We start from the raw sequence: 13,396 nt of genomic DNA on the forward strand, positions 1-13,396 counted from the left end.
TTGTCGGGGAGGGTGTCGCGGAGCTGCCAGAGACGGTTCTTGCACGTCGTGCAGTAGGAGAGCCGCCCCGGCGGGGGCGCGGTGATCGGCATCAGAACGCGGCCTCCTCGGTGAAGTTCAGCAGCACCTTCACCGGGGACCGGCCGGGGTTGGCGACGAGCCTGCCGAGGCGGAGGTTCTCCTCCGACCTCTGCTTGTTCAGGTTCCTCGCGTCCCACCACTCCAGGTCGGTCCCGGAGTACCGCATGGTCTCCCGGTGGCTGTTGCGGATCGCGGCGCTCCCCGGCTGCGGGCGGCGGACGGCGGGCAGACCGACGGCTTCGGCCCGGTCCATCAGGTCCCGGTCCTCGTGGGCGGACGGCAGGAGCTGCTCGTCGTACCCGCCGAGCGCGAGGAACCGGGTGCGGGGCAGCCCGATCCGCCCGTAGGTTCCGTTGCCGCTGTCCGGGCGCTGCCGCGCCACCTCTTCCGCGGAGCGTTTCGGGCCGTTCCGGTCGGGGCTGAAACCGTGGATCAGCAGGTCGGGTTGTGCGGCCCAGTGGGTGCGCCAGGCGGGGACGGTGTCGCCGATGTAGTTGTCGGCGTCGAGGTTGATCAGGTGGGTGCCGGTGGCGGCGAGGTGGGCGAGGTTCTTGGCTTTCGAGGCGTGGAAGTGGGGCTCGGTGCGCTGATGGAGGTAGCGCAGGGTGCCGTTGTCGATATGGGACCGGAACTGACGTACCCAGGCGTCGAGTTCGTCGTCCGAGTGGTAGTTGACGAGGACGATCTCGCTGTTCCCGTCCTCGCTGACGCGCCGCAGATTGTCGGGGAGGGTGTCGCGGAGCTGCCAGAGACGGTTCTTGCACGTCGTGCAGTAGGAGAGCCTTCCCGTGGATTCCGCCATCGTGCCTCCCGACGCGTCCCGCGGCCCGCGGCCCACGGCTCAGCGGTACATGAACTGTTCGGCCAGGCCCCGGGGAACGGCCCCGTCCTGGTGTGCCAGGTGCGCCAGACGCTCCCCCACCCGGTCGAGCGACTCGGTGCGGGGGCGGGTCGGCAGGTCCCGGACCGGGCCGGCCTTGAGCGCCCGGCCGATCTGCTCCGCCAGGTCCTCCGGCGCGGCGCTCCGCACCAGCTCGCAGGCGTGGTGGGCGGCGAACTGCTCGATCCGGCCCCGCTGGTCGTCGAAGTTCCGTTGGGCGGGATTGGCGAGGACCCTGGCGCCTCCCGCGGTGGCCTCGTGCAACGAGCCGTAGCCTCCGCGGCAGATCACCACGTCCGCCGCGGACAGGATGTCCGGCAGGTTCCGCGCTCCGCGCAGCACGGTGAGGCGATGGGGGAATTCCGCGGGGATCTTCACCCAGGGGCGGAACATCGGGCCCAGCACCAGCATGACCGACAGCCCCGGTTCGGTGACCCGGGACAGCGCGGCCAGAGCGAGGTCGAAGTGCTCGCGCGCCTCGGCCCCGTTGCCGCGTCCCCCGCCGGACATCACCACCACCATCCGCTCCTCGGCGGAGACGTCCAGCTTCTCCCGGGTCTCCGCCGGATCGGCCGCCGCGGTCCGGAAGACCGGTCCCGTCCAGATCGCGTCGATCCCGGCCGCTTCGAGCCGCTCCCCGAACTCCGGGTGCGCGGCCGGGTCGTCGGGGACGAAGACGAGGTCCATCCGCGGCAGCGGGCAGTCCGGTCGGGCCAGGTAGTCGGCGAGGTCCCGGCGCGGTCGCAGACAGATCGCCTGGCGGGCGCCGAGCAGCGCCGCCGCCCGTTCGACCGTCGGCCACACCAGGGTGTCGTGCACGACCACCCGGGGTCGCAGGCCCGCCAGTGCCGCGTGCGTCATCGCCGTGATGGCGGCCAGCATGTCGGGATGGGCCCGTTCGCCGCGGTACCGCCCCGCCCGCCCCATCGACGGCAGCTCGATCACCGGCACTTCGCCACAGACCTCGTCCACGGCGGGGCCGGAACCGAGGACGACCGGATCCAACCCGGTCCGCCCCGCCCGCAGATGGCGGGCCAGCGCGGTCTGGCGGGCCAGGTGACCGGCTCCGATCCCGTTGATGGCGTGAAGCACGATACGGGCTGCCGCTCGCGGTTCCCGTGGCCCGGGAACACCGTCCGCTTCCGGCCCGGGCGAGGATGAGATGCCGACCATGGCCGCCAGCATGGCAGAGAGTTCGGCCGCCGACCCATGACTCTCGGTCGTTCGACGGTTACTGGCCGTTCCGGCCACGAGATCCGGCCATGCGGACCGGCGGCGCGTTGAACTCCGCCGAGAACGGGCAGCGTTGACGGCGGAACAGGCCGACCGACCACGGCCGACCGATCACGGCCGGCCGTCTTCACGGCCGGGGCGCCGGAGGACCGTTCTGTGCCATCGCTCGTACCGCACCTCCTGGCCGCGGTGCCGTTCGTCGCCCTCGCCGGCTTCGTGCGGGCCGTGCACCTGGTCCACCGGCGGGTGGGTCGCCGCTACCGGCCTGTCACGGCCTCGTGCCGGCTGCCGCTCGCCGTCGTCTCGCCCGTCTACCGCGAGGATCCGCTGCTCTTCCGGCGGGCGCTGGAATCGTGGCTGGCCGAGGACGTGTCCGAGATCGTCTGCGTCGTCCACCAGGACGACCTCGCCTGCCTCGACGTGGCACGCCACTATCCCGTCCGCGTCCTGACCACCGACCGGGCGGACAAGCGCGAGGCGCTGCGGCAGGGGTGGCAGGCCGTGTCCGCCGACCTGGTCGCCCTGGTCGATTCCGACGTCGTCTGGGAGCCCGGCGTGGCCGCCGCGGTCCGCGCCCCGTTCACCGACCCCGAGGTGGGCGGCGTGGCGACCTCCCAGAGCGCCCTCGACCCGCACAGCATCTGGGAGTTCGCGGGGGAACGCTTCAAGGGGGAGGCCCGGCTCCCCGCGTTCACGGTCGCCGGCCGGGCCCAGATGTGCCTCATCGGACGCACCGCGGTCTACCGGCGATCCGTCCTCGTGGAGGCCGCCGACGCCTTCGTCGACGAGACCTTCCTCGGCCGCCGGTGCGTCGTCGGGGACGACACCCGGCTCACCGAGCTGACGCTGCGCGCCGGCTACCGCACCGTCTTCCAGAGCAACGCCGCGGTGCGGTCCCGGTATCCGGGAACCGGCCGGGAATTCCTCGGCCAGCGACTGAGGAACGCCCGCAACTTCTGGCGGGTGCGACTCACCGCCCTGGTCACGGGCCGGGTCTGGCGCCACCCCTACCTGGCCTTCGGCACCCTCGCCGACGTCGTCGCCCGCAGCGGGTTCTGGCTGTGCGAGATCTACCTCGTCGTGCTGGCCGCCAACGGGCACGTGCTCGTACCGGCGATCGCCGCGGGGTGGTCCGTCCAGCACCGCGCCCGCGCGGCACGGACGTTCGTCCGCCGCCGGGCCCTGCCGCGGTGGCACGTGCCTGCCCTGGTCGGCATCGACCTCGCCCTGAAGAACCTCGACCTGGTCGGCCTGCTCACCATGCGGCGCCAGACCTGGCTCACCCGCCGGACACCTACCGGGGCGCCCACCCCGGCGTCGGAGCCGTCCGCTCCACGTGAGCTCGGCCCGCAGCCGGCCGAGGGCCCGAACCCTGTTCCCTGACGGGGCAGGGCCGCCTTCCCGTCCCTGGGACGCCCCGGACGCTCTCCCCCGGCCGGCATGTGCGTCGCGACGTGGCCGCCCGGATCGGCGGGGACCCGGCCGGCCCCGTGTGGCCGGTGCCGAGCAGCGGCGCCTCCGGCGAGCGGGTGAAGACCCCGCAGTACCTGCTGGGTGCAGCGGGGCGCCCTTGCCTGTCGCGTACAGCTACGGCCGCCCGGTCAGGCCCCCCGGACCTGGCCACCTCCGGCGTGAACCGGGCTTGTCAACCGCCGCTCTTGCGACGGAAGTTGCGCTTGCCGGCCGCCGCGCCGTGGGTACCGTGGATCTTCGAGTCGCCATTCGGGCCGCCGGCCGCGCCACCGGACTTGACGCCGTGCTTGCGCTCCAGGGCGGCGAGGAACCGGGCCTTTACGTCGTCCTGGGCGGCGCGCGCGGGGACCTCGGCAGCCTCCACGGCCTCCGGGTTCTCGGGGTTCTCGGAGTTCTCGGGGTTCTCGGACGACTCCACGTCGCTGCTGCTCATGCAGAACCTCTTCCTTGAGGGATGGTGGCGGTTGATAGCTTCACGCACACCATGTCATGCCCGAGCTTCCCATCTGCGGGTGGTACCGATCCTGTACCCCGTCCGGCCCTCAGGACCCGGCCGGGTCCTGAGGGGTTGTCCGCGAGCAGGAACAGCGGGGGTCAGGACCGGCTCAGCCCGCAGAACCGCGCATACACCAGTGGTCGGCCTTGGGGTATGTGACTGGCAAAAGATCTCCCCGATTGCTCCCTGGATGGGGGCGGTGGTGGTTCTCGGCGCCGGGGACGATGTTGCCAGGGGATCGGGAGCTGATCGTTGTCCTGCGGGATCCGCCGTCAGCCGCAGGCGTCGTGGTAGGGGAGCATGGGGAGATGCTGCTGCCACTGCGGGCGAGTCGGGGTGTTGGTGCTCGTGCAGATCTGTCGGACGGACTGGGCCGCTCCCAGCGCCGACAGCCGCACCGTGTGGTCGTAGCCGGCGGTGGCGAGGGTGCTGCCGTCCGGGGTGAACGCCAGGGAGGTGAGCTCCGCAGCGGCGATGGCCATGGGTCGGCCGATCGCGGTCGGGTGGGCCGGGTCTGTGACGCGCCACAGGCGCACACTGTTTCCGGCGGTGGCGAGGACATGCCCGTCGGGGCTGAAGGCCACTGCTCTGACAGGGCTGGTGTAGCCGCTGAGCGGTTGGCCGAGCAGGGCGGGGCGGGAATGGTCGGAGACGTTCCACAACCGGACCGTACCGTCGGTGACGCCCGTGGAGGTGGTGGTGACAAGGGTCCGGCCGTCCGGGCTGAACGCCAGCGAGACAGAACCCCCGTCGAGGGGCGGTCCGGATCGGGCCGGACGGTCCGGATCGGTCACGTCCCACAACTGCGTCGTGTCGTTGACGTAGCGGCCGGAGACGGCGAGGGTACGTCCATCGGGGCTGAACGCGATCGTACCGCTCACAGTCACGGCGCCGGTCGGCAGCCGGCCGCGCAGGCGGACACCGGTCAGGTCCGACACGTCCCACAGCCTCACACTGTTGTCGCCGCCGCTGATGCCGGTGGAGGTCGCGGTGGCGAGAATGCGTCCGTCGGGGCTGAACGCCACCGTTCTGACGCCGGCGGAGAAGTTCGTGATCCGGGCGGCCACGGTGGGACGGGCGGGTTCTGCCAGATTCCAGAGGGTCACGCGCTTGTCGCCGTAGACACTGGTGGCGAGAGCACGTCCGTCGGTGCTGAGGGCCATGGATGTGATGGCGCTGTCGGAGTCCTGGATCCGGCCGAGAGGAGTGGGGCCGGCCGGGTCCGCGGTGTTCCACAACCGTACGGTGAGGTCGGTGGAGGCGGTGGCGAGAAGGCGCCCTCCTGCGCCGAACAGCGTTTCCGTGACGATGTCGGTGTGGCCGGTCAGCAGGGATGTGGGCAGGTGCCACAGCCGTACGGTGCGGTCCTCGGATGCGGTAGCAACGGTGTGCCCGTCGGGGCCGAACGCCACGGAGTAGACGGCGGCGGTGTGGCCGGCCAGGGGCGGGGCGAGGGAGATGGAACGTGCGGGGTCGGCGGTGTTCCACAGCCCCACGGTGTGGTCCGCGAAGGTGGTGGCGAGGATGTGTCCGTCCGGGCTGAACGCTATGGAGCCAACGCTGGCGGAGCCTGTCAGTGCTCTGCCCACCGCGACCACGTGGGCTGGATCGGCCACGTTCAGCAGGCGCACGCTTCCGTGATCGGAGGCGGCAAGCGTGCGGCCGTCCGGCCCGAACGTCAGCGAGCCGGCACTGGTCCAGATCTTGTCGAGCGGCACAGTACGGGCGGGGTCCGCGACGTTCCACAGGCGTACCCCGTCCTCCAGGGAGGAGGTGGCGAGGGTGCGGCTGTCAGGGCTGAACGCCACCGTGTTCACCGCCGAGGTGTGCCGGAGGGGCGGACCCAGCGGCGCCGGGTGCGTGGGGTCGGTCACGTCCCACAGCTGCTCGTCCTCGACCTTCCTGCTGCCGGTGGCGAGGATGCGTCCGTCAGGGCTGAACTGCAGCGGGCCCATCGGAGTGCCGGCGAGGGGCTCGCCGAGTCCGTGGGGATGCGCCCGGTCCGTCACGTCCCACAACTGCACCGTGTCGACGGTGTTGACGCCGGCGGTCGCGAGAGTCCGTCCGTCAGGGCTGAACCTGACTTGGCTGACCCCGTTGCGGACCCGGACAGCCTCGCCGAACAGCGTGGGGTGCGCGGGGTTCGCCATGTCCCACAGGCCCAGGACGCCCTTGGCTCCGTCGGAGCCCACGGCGGCGAGAGTACGGCCGTCGGGGCTGAACGTCACCGCGAGGACGCTGCCGGGAAAGTCGCTCAGAACGGTGGACAGCGGCTTGTTCGCGTCTTCGAGCAAGCGCGTGTAGTGATCCCCGGTGGGGCTGAGGCGGTACGCCTCGATGTCTACCCTGGCCGCGAGCGAGGGGTCAGTGGCGCGGAGCTGATCCGCTCGGGCCGAGACCTGGCTGACCAGGGCGCTTTGCCGACCTACCTGTGCCAGGTCGCGCTGGTGGAGGGCGAACACCCCGGCCGCAACGGCAGCGAGGACGAGCGCCGAGACGGCGATGCGACCGGTACGGAACTGCCGGGCGTACCGGTCGGCTTCGCGCAGGGTGGCAGCGAACCTCACATCACCGGGACGGGGAGCGGCGCCCAAGACCTCGAGCCGGTTCGCCTCAGGCACCACCAGGCGAAGGCCCTTGCGGCGCGCGGCGAGCAGCTTGGCGTCCAAACCGGCGACCCTGAGCACATGACCGTCCGCATCAAGGGCACCGGTGAGCGCGGTGCGCGGGCGCAGTCCGTAGAAGACGTCGCGGAGCCGGCCCACACCCGGCCGGTGCCGGAGCAGGGCCCGGAGTCCGAGTGCGAAGGCCACACCGAGCGAGGGTCCCTCGATCCGGTCCGGAGCCGTGGGTTCGTCGGACAGAACGATCCGCCACACCACGCAGCGGCCTTCGCGTTGTGAACCCGCCAGACGCCAAGCGTCGCCCAGCGCTGCGGCGAACTGGCCGTTCGGGCTGCGCACCCCGTCCATCGTTCGAGGGTCGGGATACAGTCCCGCCGGTCCCGGAGGGAACTCGCGCAGTTCCAGAACACCGGTGACGCCCTCGGCGGACGGGGCCTCTCCACTCCGTCCGGATGAGCGACTGAAGACCACCGGGACCCGGACCACAGCACGCTTGCGCGGTGCGATGCCCGCCATCATGAGCGCGGCGATCACCAGAAGTCCCTCGGCAGCGGACGACGGCCCGCCCGGAGTCGCAGCATTGCGCAGCTGCTGGCTCCGTTGCAGGAGGCCGTCGATTCCGCCGGCGAGACGGGGGGAGAGTCCGGCGAGTTCCTTGCCGGACGGCCGCGCGGGTCCGGGAGCGACCTCGGAGCACAGCAGCCCGCCGCCCTCCCATGCCCTGAGCAGTTGCAGGAGTGCGACGTCGTGCTCCTCGGCGCCGCCTTCGGCCGCGACGAGCGCCCTGGCCAGGAGGAGGGGGTGATCGGCTCGCATCACAGCAGGGTGCTCCTGGTCCGATGCGGTCGCCCCGAGCCAGGCGTGCAGTTCTTCGCAGCCACGACCGGTGAGCCATACCGGATCCTCCCGAACCCCCTCGCTGCAGCAGTTCCACCACAACGCCGACTCGCCGAGCAGCTCCCGGACTGCGGCCTGCGGGCCGGATGCCCGCTCCAGCACACCCTCGACCGTGCTCCGAGCCGTGGAGCCGACCCGGGCCCCCCTCCAGCGCCCGCTGGTTCGGCGCGTCGCCACAGCGTCCGAGGGGGCTGGATCCCGGGTACTCGCGCGCTGCCCCGGTCCCCCTGCCCCGGTCACCGCAGCTCCTGGTCGATGACGCGACGAAGACCGACATCCGTGATCAGCGCCCGTACCTGGCGCCAGGTATCACGGGTCGCATCATTGAGCGCTGCGCCGACCGACAGTGCGACCGTCGCGCCGTCCCACGTACTGTCCGGACCCACCGGAGCCGTCACGGAGGCCCTCCATCCCTCCCCGCCGAAGCCCGGGAGCCGGACGTACGAGGCGGCAGGTCCGAAACGCCCCCGAACCACGGGTACGAGCAACACCTGCTCAGGACCGACCAGGCTCGAGTACTCGACCACCGTCATCAGTGGCACGGTGCCCTCGACTCCGTGCACGACGAGTTCCAGGCTGTACCCAGGGGGGATCCCATGGCTGCGCACGAGGAACCGGGCGGTGCCGTCCGGGGAGGCTGCCTCCAACAGCGGGGTGTCCCCTCCCGCAGCGGCCAGGCCGCCGGCCCGCGGAAGCTGCGGGAGAGAAAACCAACCCGGAGCAATCGGCCGGGAGCGTGACCGATCGCGCGCAGCCTCGGGCTCCGGATTCCGGTTTCCAGCCGGTTCCCCCGGGGAGACCGTCCCGGCGACGAGCGGTCCGGCGACGAGCGGTCCGGCGGGCAGGTCCGCTCCGATGAACGAGGCCCAGAGCCGCTGCCGCAGCGTGTACCCCTCGCGGGCGCGGGCCCCTGCCAGGGGACGGTGGGCGACCGTGCCGCCGGTGAACGAGCGCCAGGAGCGCCGGGCGACCGAGTCTGCGGCCATCACGACGCCTCCCTCGGAACGGGAGGCGCCCCTCCGTGGTCCGCTGGGGCCGCAGGCGCGTCCGGCACCGCTTCGCCGGGCCTGCGGAGAGCTTGGGTCGGCGTGGTCGCCCGACCGATCTGGGCCAATAGTGCAGGGGCGGAGGCTCCCACAGTCACCGCCGCGTAGATGCCGGTGACCTCGGTATGGAGCAGCCACCCGGCCGCGCCCCCCAGCGCCACGCGCACGAGTGCGGCGAGCGAGTCTGCCAGTGGATCGACGAACCTACCGAGCGGCGGGAGCGGGTCCTCGGTCGCCCGTGCCGCATGTCGTGCCTCTTGCCAGCTGCGCAGACGTCCGTAGGTGACGACCGCTTCGGCGATCAGTCCACCGCCCGCCCCAGCAACCACGGCCTCGATCCACGTCAGCATCAATCCGCCCCCAGCCGACCTCGTGCCACCACTTCTGACGGAGAGTCAGCGTACGCCTTCGGCGCGCTGACTCCGAGAGGGCAACTGACGGCGCACACCTCGGCAATCGGCACGCACCTACCCGGTGTTGCCCGCAAGCCCGGGGCCGGCCGGCGACAGCGCTGATTCCAAGGCCGACCGGGCAAGTCGCCAAGCCGGCCGACTGCCAGTGCACATGGCCACCCTGCCGCGCAAGTGGTACCGGCGCCGCACTTGCCCTTCCCCCGGGGCAAACGCGATCAACCACGCAAAGCTGCTGAACCCGAGGAGAGCTGGTCACCGCGCCGGCGGCCCGGGGCCTGCGTCGGCGGCGCACCCGTCGGGCACCCAACGGTGCACGCTGATGCGGCAAGATCCGAAAACCCCAATGCGCGCGCCCCCAGGACCATGGTGAGCCGCGGCGGGTCCCGGCTTCGCCGACCCACTGGTCCCCGGCCGGTCCCCAGCAAGATCACGGACCGGCTGCCCCAGCGCCGCGCCCCACCTGTCGGGCCAACAACAAAAAGGCCACTGACCTGGGATTACTCCCGGCCAACGGCCTTCCGACATCACTGTCGGGACGACAGGATTTGAACCTGCGACCCCTTGACCCCCAGCGCGTGATCTTCCAGGCGGCGTGTCGCCTTGAGCGTGTTTCGCCAGCCGTGCGGAGGCGTTGCGGGAGATGCGGGCGGTGTTGGACGGTGAGCTGCGCGGGGTGTACGAGAACCGCCGAACCAAGGTGGCGAGTTACCCCGACCTTCGTCCCCATCACGTTGACGAGTGGATCGCCGCCCAGCTGGAGGCCGGGCGCGGCCGCGTCCACGCTGCGCAACGCGCTGAACGACGCCGTCTCCTCCTGGCGGCTGCGCTACAACCCGGCCAAGCACTCCGTCCCGCCAGAGCCCCGCGCCGCCGAGCGTACCTGCTGGACTCCGGAAGAGGCCGCGAGCTTCCTGCGGCACAACGCCGAGCAGTACGCCGACCTGTTCGAGGTCATCCTTGGTACTGGCTTGCGCCGCGGCGAGGTCCTCGCCCTGCACTGGTCGGACGTCCACCTCATGGCCGCCAGCTCTTCGTCCGCTGGACGCTCGCCGCCGTCAACAACAACGGCCTGGCCTTCGGCCGGCCCAAGACCGAGGCCGGACGAGCCTGGATCAGCCTCTCCCCCGGAGAACGGGAATTTCGGGGCCACACCGCCCGACAGCCTATTATCGCTTCCTGGGCCTGCGGACCTGATCCCCGGCTCACCAGGTACGGAGAGGCGTCACCCGGCCTGCTGCCGATGCGTACCCGAGGAAACACGTGAGCACCGTACAATCGTTCCCCGTCCCGCAGGTCCTTCATGAGGCCGGCCGCCGACGGACCTTCGCTGTGATCAGCCATCCGGACGCGGGCAAGTCCACGCTCACCGAGGCGCTGGCGCTGCACGCGCGGGCGATCACTTCTGCCGGTGCGGTGCACGCCAAGGGTGACCGACGCGGCGTGACCAGCGACTGGATGGAACTGGAACGCGAGCGCGGTATCTCGGTGACCTCGGCCGCATTGCAGTTCGGCTATCGCGGCCACGTGATGAACCTGGTCGACACCCCCGGCCACGCCGACTTCTCCGAGGACACCTACCGGGTACTGGCCGCCGTCGACTGCGCGATCATGCTGGTCGACGCGGCCAAGGGCCTGGAGGAGCAGACCCGCAAGCTTTTCGCGGTCTGCCGCCATCGCGGCGTCCCCGTGATCACCTTCATCAACAAGTGGGACCGGCGCGGCCAGAATGCACTCACCCTGCTCGAGGACATCGAGACGCACCTCGGAATCACCCCCGTCCCGGTCGTCTGGCCGGTTGGCAGCGCGGGCAACCTGCGCGGCCTGGTCGAAGCGGGGAACACCGAGCAGATGCTGCGCTACACCAAGGTGCCGGCCGGCACGCACGCCGCCCTCGAGGAGCAGCTCACCTCCGAGAAGGCCGCCGAGCAGGAGGGCGAAGCCTGGACGACCGCGCTGGAGGAGCTGGAGCTGGTGCTCTCGTCCGGCCCCGGCTACGACCAGGAGGCCTTCGAGGCCGGCAGGATCAGCCCGGTCTTCTTCGGCGCCGCGCTGACCAACATAGGTGTGAAGCTCCTGCTGGACGCCGTGGTCGACCTCGCTCCGGCTCCCGGGCCCCGCCGGCTGGCCAAGGGCGGCAGCCGCGAGGTCGGCGAGGAGTTCTCCGGCCTGGTGTTCAAGATCCAGGCGAACATGGACCCGGCCCATCGCGACCGGATCGCCTTCGTCCGAGTCTGCTCCGGCGTCTTCGAGCGCGGCATGCACGTCACCCGGGCGGCCAGCGGCCGCTCGTTCGCAACCAAGTACGCGCACACCGTCTTCGGCGCCGAGCGCACCGTGGTCGACACCGCGTACCCCGGCGATGTGGTCGGCCTGATCAACGCGAGCGCGCTGCGGGTCGGCGACACCCTCTTCACCGGGAAGAAGACCGAGTTTCCCCCGCTGCCCGCCTTCGCCCCCGAGTACTTCGCGGTGGCACGGCCCAAGGACATCAGCCGGTCCAAGCAGTTCCGCAAGGGCGTCGCCCAACTCGACGAGGAAGGCGTGATCCAGGTGCTGGTCTCCGACCGGCGTGGCGACCAGGCGCCGGTCATGGCTGCGGTCGGCCCGATGCAGTTCGATGTGATCCTGCACCGGATGGAGCACGAGTTCTCTTCCCCGATCGCCCTCGACCAGCTCTCCTACCGCTTGGCCCGGATCACTGACGCCGACGGCGCCGCTGCCCTGGCCAAAGCCCGCCTGATCAGCGGCGAGGTGCTCACCCGCCGCTCGGATGGCGTGCTGCTGGCCTTGTTCGCCGACAAGTGGCAGCTGAACGCCTTCCAGCGCGCCCAACCCGACATCCTGCTCCAGCCGCTGATCGCCACGGCGGACTGATCGCCGACCTCTCGGCCCGGCCGCCGTCGACAAGCTGCTGCGCGGCCCGCTCGGGCAGTTGGCCGACCGGCAGCAGTCGCTCGGCGAGCTGGGCCGCGCGCTCACCACGGCAACCGAAGGCCGACCGCTACCCGCTACTCGGCTGAGCCACCGACGCCGGCCGCACCGAGGACGTCGGATGGCGCCAGGCCCGCACCGCGCTGCTCGAGGCCGTCGCACGCCACCACCACGCTCACCTGCTCGCCGCCATCGTCGAGCTCGGCGGGTAGCTGGAGCTCCCAGCTACCCGCAACGGACGCTTCAGGAGACGCGGTCGCCCCAGAGGGCTGCGCCGTCAGCGCCGGCCGCCGCCGATACGGCGGTCGTCGGCCAGTGCCGTCAGCGGGCCGTACTCGCAGGCAAGCTCGTTCCACGTCAGAACCTCGCCACAGCGGGCCGGGAACTCCTTCGGGTTGAACTCGGGCATGGTCCAGGTGCCAGTGCCCCGGTCCCGCAGCCACAGGTCCCCGTCACCGTCGACCACACTCGGCGGGACCGGTACGGGCTCGGCCTGCTCGGTGGGCTCCCAGGTGACCCGGCCCGGGTGGGAAACGCGGCGCAGCTCGGTGGTGGCCAGCCGCGCGGCCAAGTCACGGGTGGACTCCTCGGCGTCCTTGACCGACGCGAGTCGGAATGCGTCGTCGAGTACGGGCAGGGCTGGATTCTTGCTGCGCTTTGAACTCATACGCTGACTTACCTCCGGTAGGGGGCGCCACATCCGTTGTGGCACCCCGTAGAGGAACACGGTATCCGAGGCGGGAGCCGGGCCGGCTACGCCCTTTCAAGAGCACCTCTTCCTCCGACCCTCACCGCGACGGTCTTCAGCCAACGCAGCAGGAGGCGGTTTGGAGTTTCCCTCCGCGGGGGCGACTCCGAGGGGCCAAAACCCTCATCACTGTGCAACATCATTCAGTTGCTACCGGCCTGCACCGGCAGACCTTTCCCTGTGCCTGACCTGCGATGCCGCCGCCCGCACCTTCAGATCGGGCAGTACGGCGGGCCAGCGCGGCCCTACCGGGCCTCCGGCGGGCGGTCACCGCTCCGCCCGGTGGCGCCGAGGGCGTCGCGCAGGGCGGGCAGGTCCGTGATGGCGACCTGTTCGGCGAAGCGGGCCAGCAGCCGGCGCAGGACCCGCTCGTCGCGGTCGCGCACCGCCTCAGCAATGGCCGCCGCAAGCGCCGCCCGGGTATGGGGGCCGGGGGTGCGCACCCGCCGTGCGGCCTGCGGCCCTTCCACCGCTCGCCTCCCGCCGACTCGTGATCCCGGGCCGCCGGACGCGGCGCCCTCCGTCCTGGTGCGGCTGCGGCGACCGGCCGCCCCGCCTCGCGCGGGGCGAAGAC

The 13,396-nt window shown here is 71.4% G+C and carries 9 protein-coding genes; 2 read left to right on the plus strand and 7 right to left on the minus strand.

Features of this window, described 5'->3' with window-relative positions:
- Positions 1–91: 91 nt before the first annotated feature.
- Together VR45_RS16200 and VR45_RS16205 are read right to left on the minus strand one after the other, a co-directional pair.
- Positions 92–883: a glycosyltransferase gene (locus VR45_RS16200; protein ID WP_045940468.1), complete on the minus strand. Its 792-nt coding sequence runs from the start codon at positions 881–883 to the stop codon at positions 92–94.
- Positions 884–922: 39 nt separating this feature from the next.
- Positions 923–2,053, minus strand: coding sequence for a glycosyltransferase (locus VR45_RS16205; protein WP_045940469.1), 1,131 nt, complete (start codon positions 2,051–2,053; stop codon positions 923–925).
- A gap of 297 nt (positions 2,054–2,350) precedes the next feature.
- On the opposite strand from VR45_RS16205, the gene VR45_RS16210 reads away from it, so the two are divergent.
- The gene (locus VR45_RS16210) at positions 2,351–3,577 is read left to right on the plus strand and encodes a glycosyltransferase (protein WP_052709131.1); all 1,227 of its coding nucleotides are present in this window, start codon (positions 2,351–2,353) and stop codon (positions 3,575–3,577) included.
- Positions 3,578–3,839: 262 nt separating this feature from the next.
- Here the strand turns inward: VR45_RS16210 and VR45_RS16215 are convergent, their stop codons facing one another.
- From VR45_RS16215 to VR45_RS46945, 3 genes are all read right to left on the minus strand, one after another.
- Complete coding sequence (locus tag VR45_RS16215; RefSeq protein WP_063772493.1) at positions 3,840–4,100, minus strand: DUF5302 domain-containing protein; 261 nt, start codon at positions 4,098–4,100, stop codon at positions 3,840–3,842.
- Positions 4,101–4,435: 335 nt separating this feature from the next.
- Entirely contained in the window at positions 4,436–7,786 is a 3,351-nt protein-coding gene (locus VR45_RS16220) for a S16 family serine protease (protein ID WP_159394227.1), read from the minus strand.
- A 134-nt stretch (positions 7,787–7,920) separates the two neighbouring features.
- The gene (locus tag VR45_RS46945) at positions 7,921–8,217 is read right to left on the minus strand and encodes a hypothetical protein (protein ID WP_159394228.1); all 297 of its coding nucleotides are present in this window, start codon (positions 8,215–8,217) and stop codon (positions 7,921–7,923) included.
- A 2,186-nt stretch (positions 8,218–10,403) separates the two neighbouring features.
- Here VR45_RS46945 and VR45_RS16235 point away from each other — a divergent pair.
- Positions 10,404–12,017 carry a peptide chain release factor 3 gene (locus VR45_RS16235; RefSeq protein ID WP_045940472.1) on the plus strand — a complete coding sequence of 538 codons (1,614 nt, stop codon included), beginning with the start codon at positions 10,404–10,406 and terminating at the stop codon, positions 12,015–12,017.
- 334 nt (positions 12,018–12,351) lie between these two features.
- On the opposite strand, the gene VR45_RS16240 is transcribed toward VR45_RS16235, so the two are convergent.
- Both VR45_RS16240 and VR45_RS48640 read right to left on the minus strand, forming a co-directional pair.
- Complete coding sequence (locus VR45_RS16240) at positions 12,352–12,741, minus strand: hypothetical protein (protein WP_045940473.1); 390 nt, start codon at positions 12,739–12,741, stop codon at positions 12,352–12,354.
- Positions 12,742–13,067: 326 nt separating this feature from the next.
- Positions 13,068–13,396: hypothetical protein (locus VR45_RS48640; RefSeq protein ID WP_234325988.1), on the minus strand; the 329-nt coding region annotated here is incomplete at its 5' end.

Origin of the sequence: Streptomyces sp. NRRL S-495, from assembly GCF_000966955.1 — a bacterium.
Taxonomy (GTDB): domain Bacteria; phylum Actinomycetota; class Actinomycetes; order Streptomycetales; family Streptomycetaceae; genus Kitasatospora; species Kitasatospora purpeofusca.

Excerpts from the sequence above, each read along its gene's own strand:
- VR45_RS46945 (WP_159394228.1), bottom strand. The coding sequence starts at position 8,217 with ATGACGGTGGTCGAGTACTCGAGCCTGGTCGGTCCTGAGCAGGTGTTG.
- VR45_RS16215 (WP_063772493.1), bottom strand. The coding sequence starts at position 4,100 with ATGAGCAGCAGCGACGTGGAGTCGTCCGAGAACCCCGAGAACTCCGAG.
- VR45_RS16200 (WP_045940468.1), bottom strand. The coding sequence starts at position 883 with ATGGCGGAATCCACGGGAAGGCTCTCCTACTGCACGACGTGCAAGAAC.
- VR45_RS16240 (WP_045940473.1), bottom strand. The coding sequence starts at position 12,741 with ATGAGTTCAAAGCGCAGCAAGAATCCAGCCCTGCCCGTACTCGACGAC.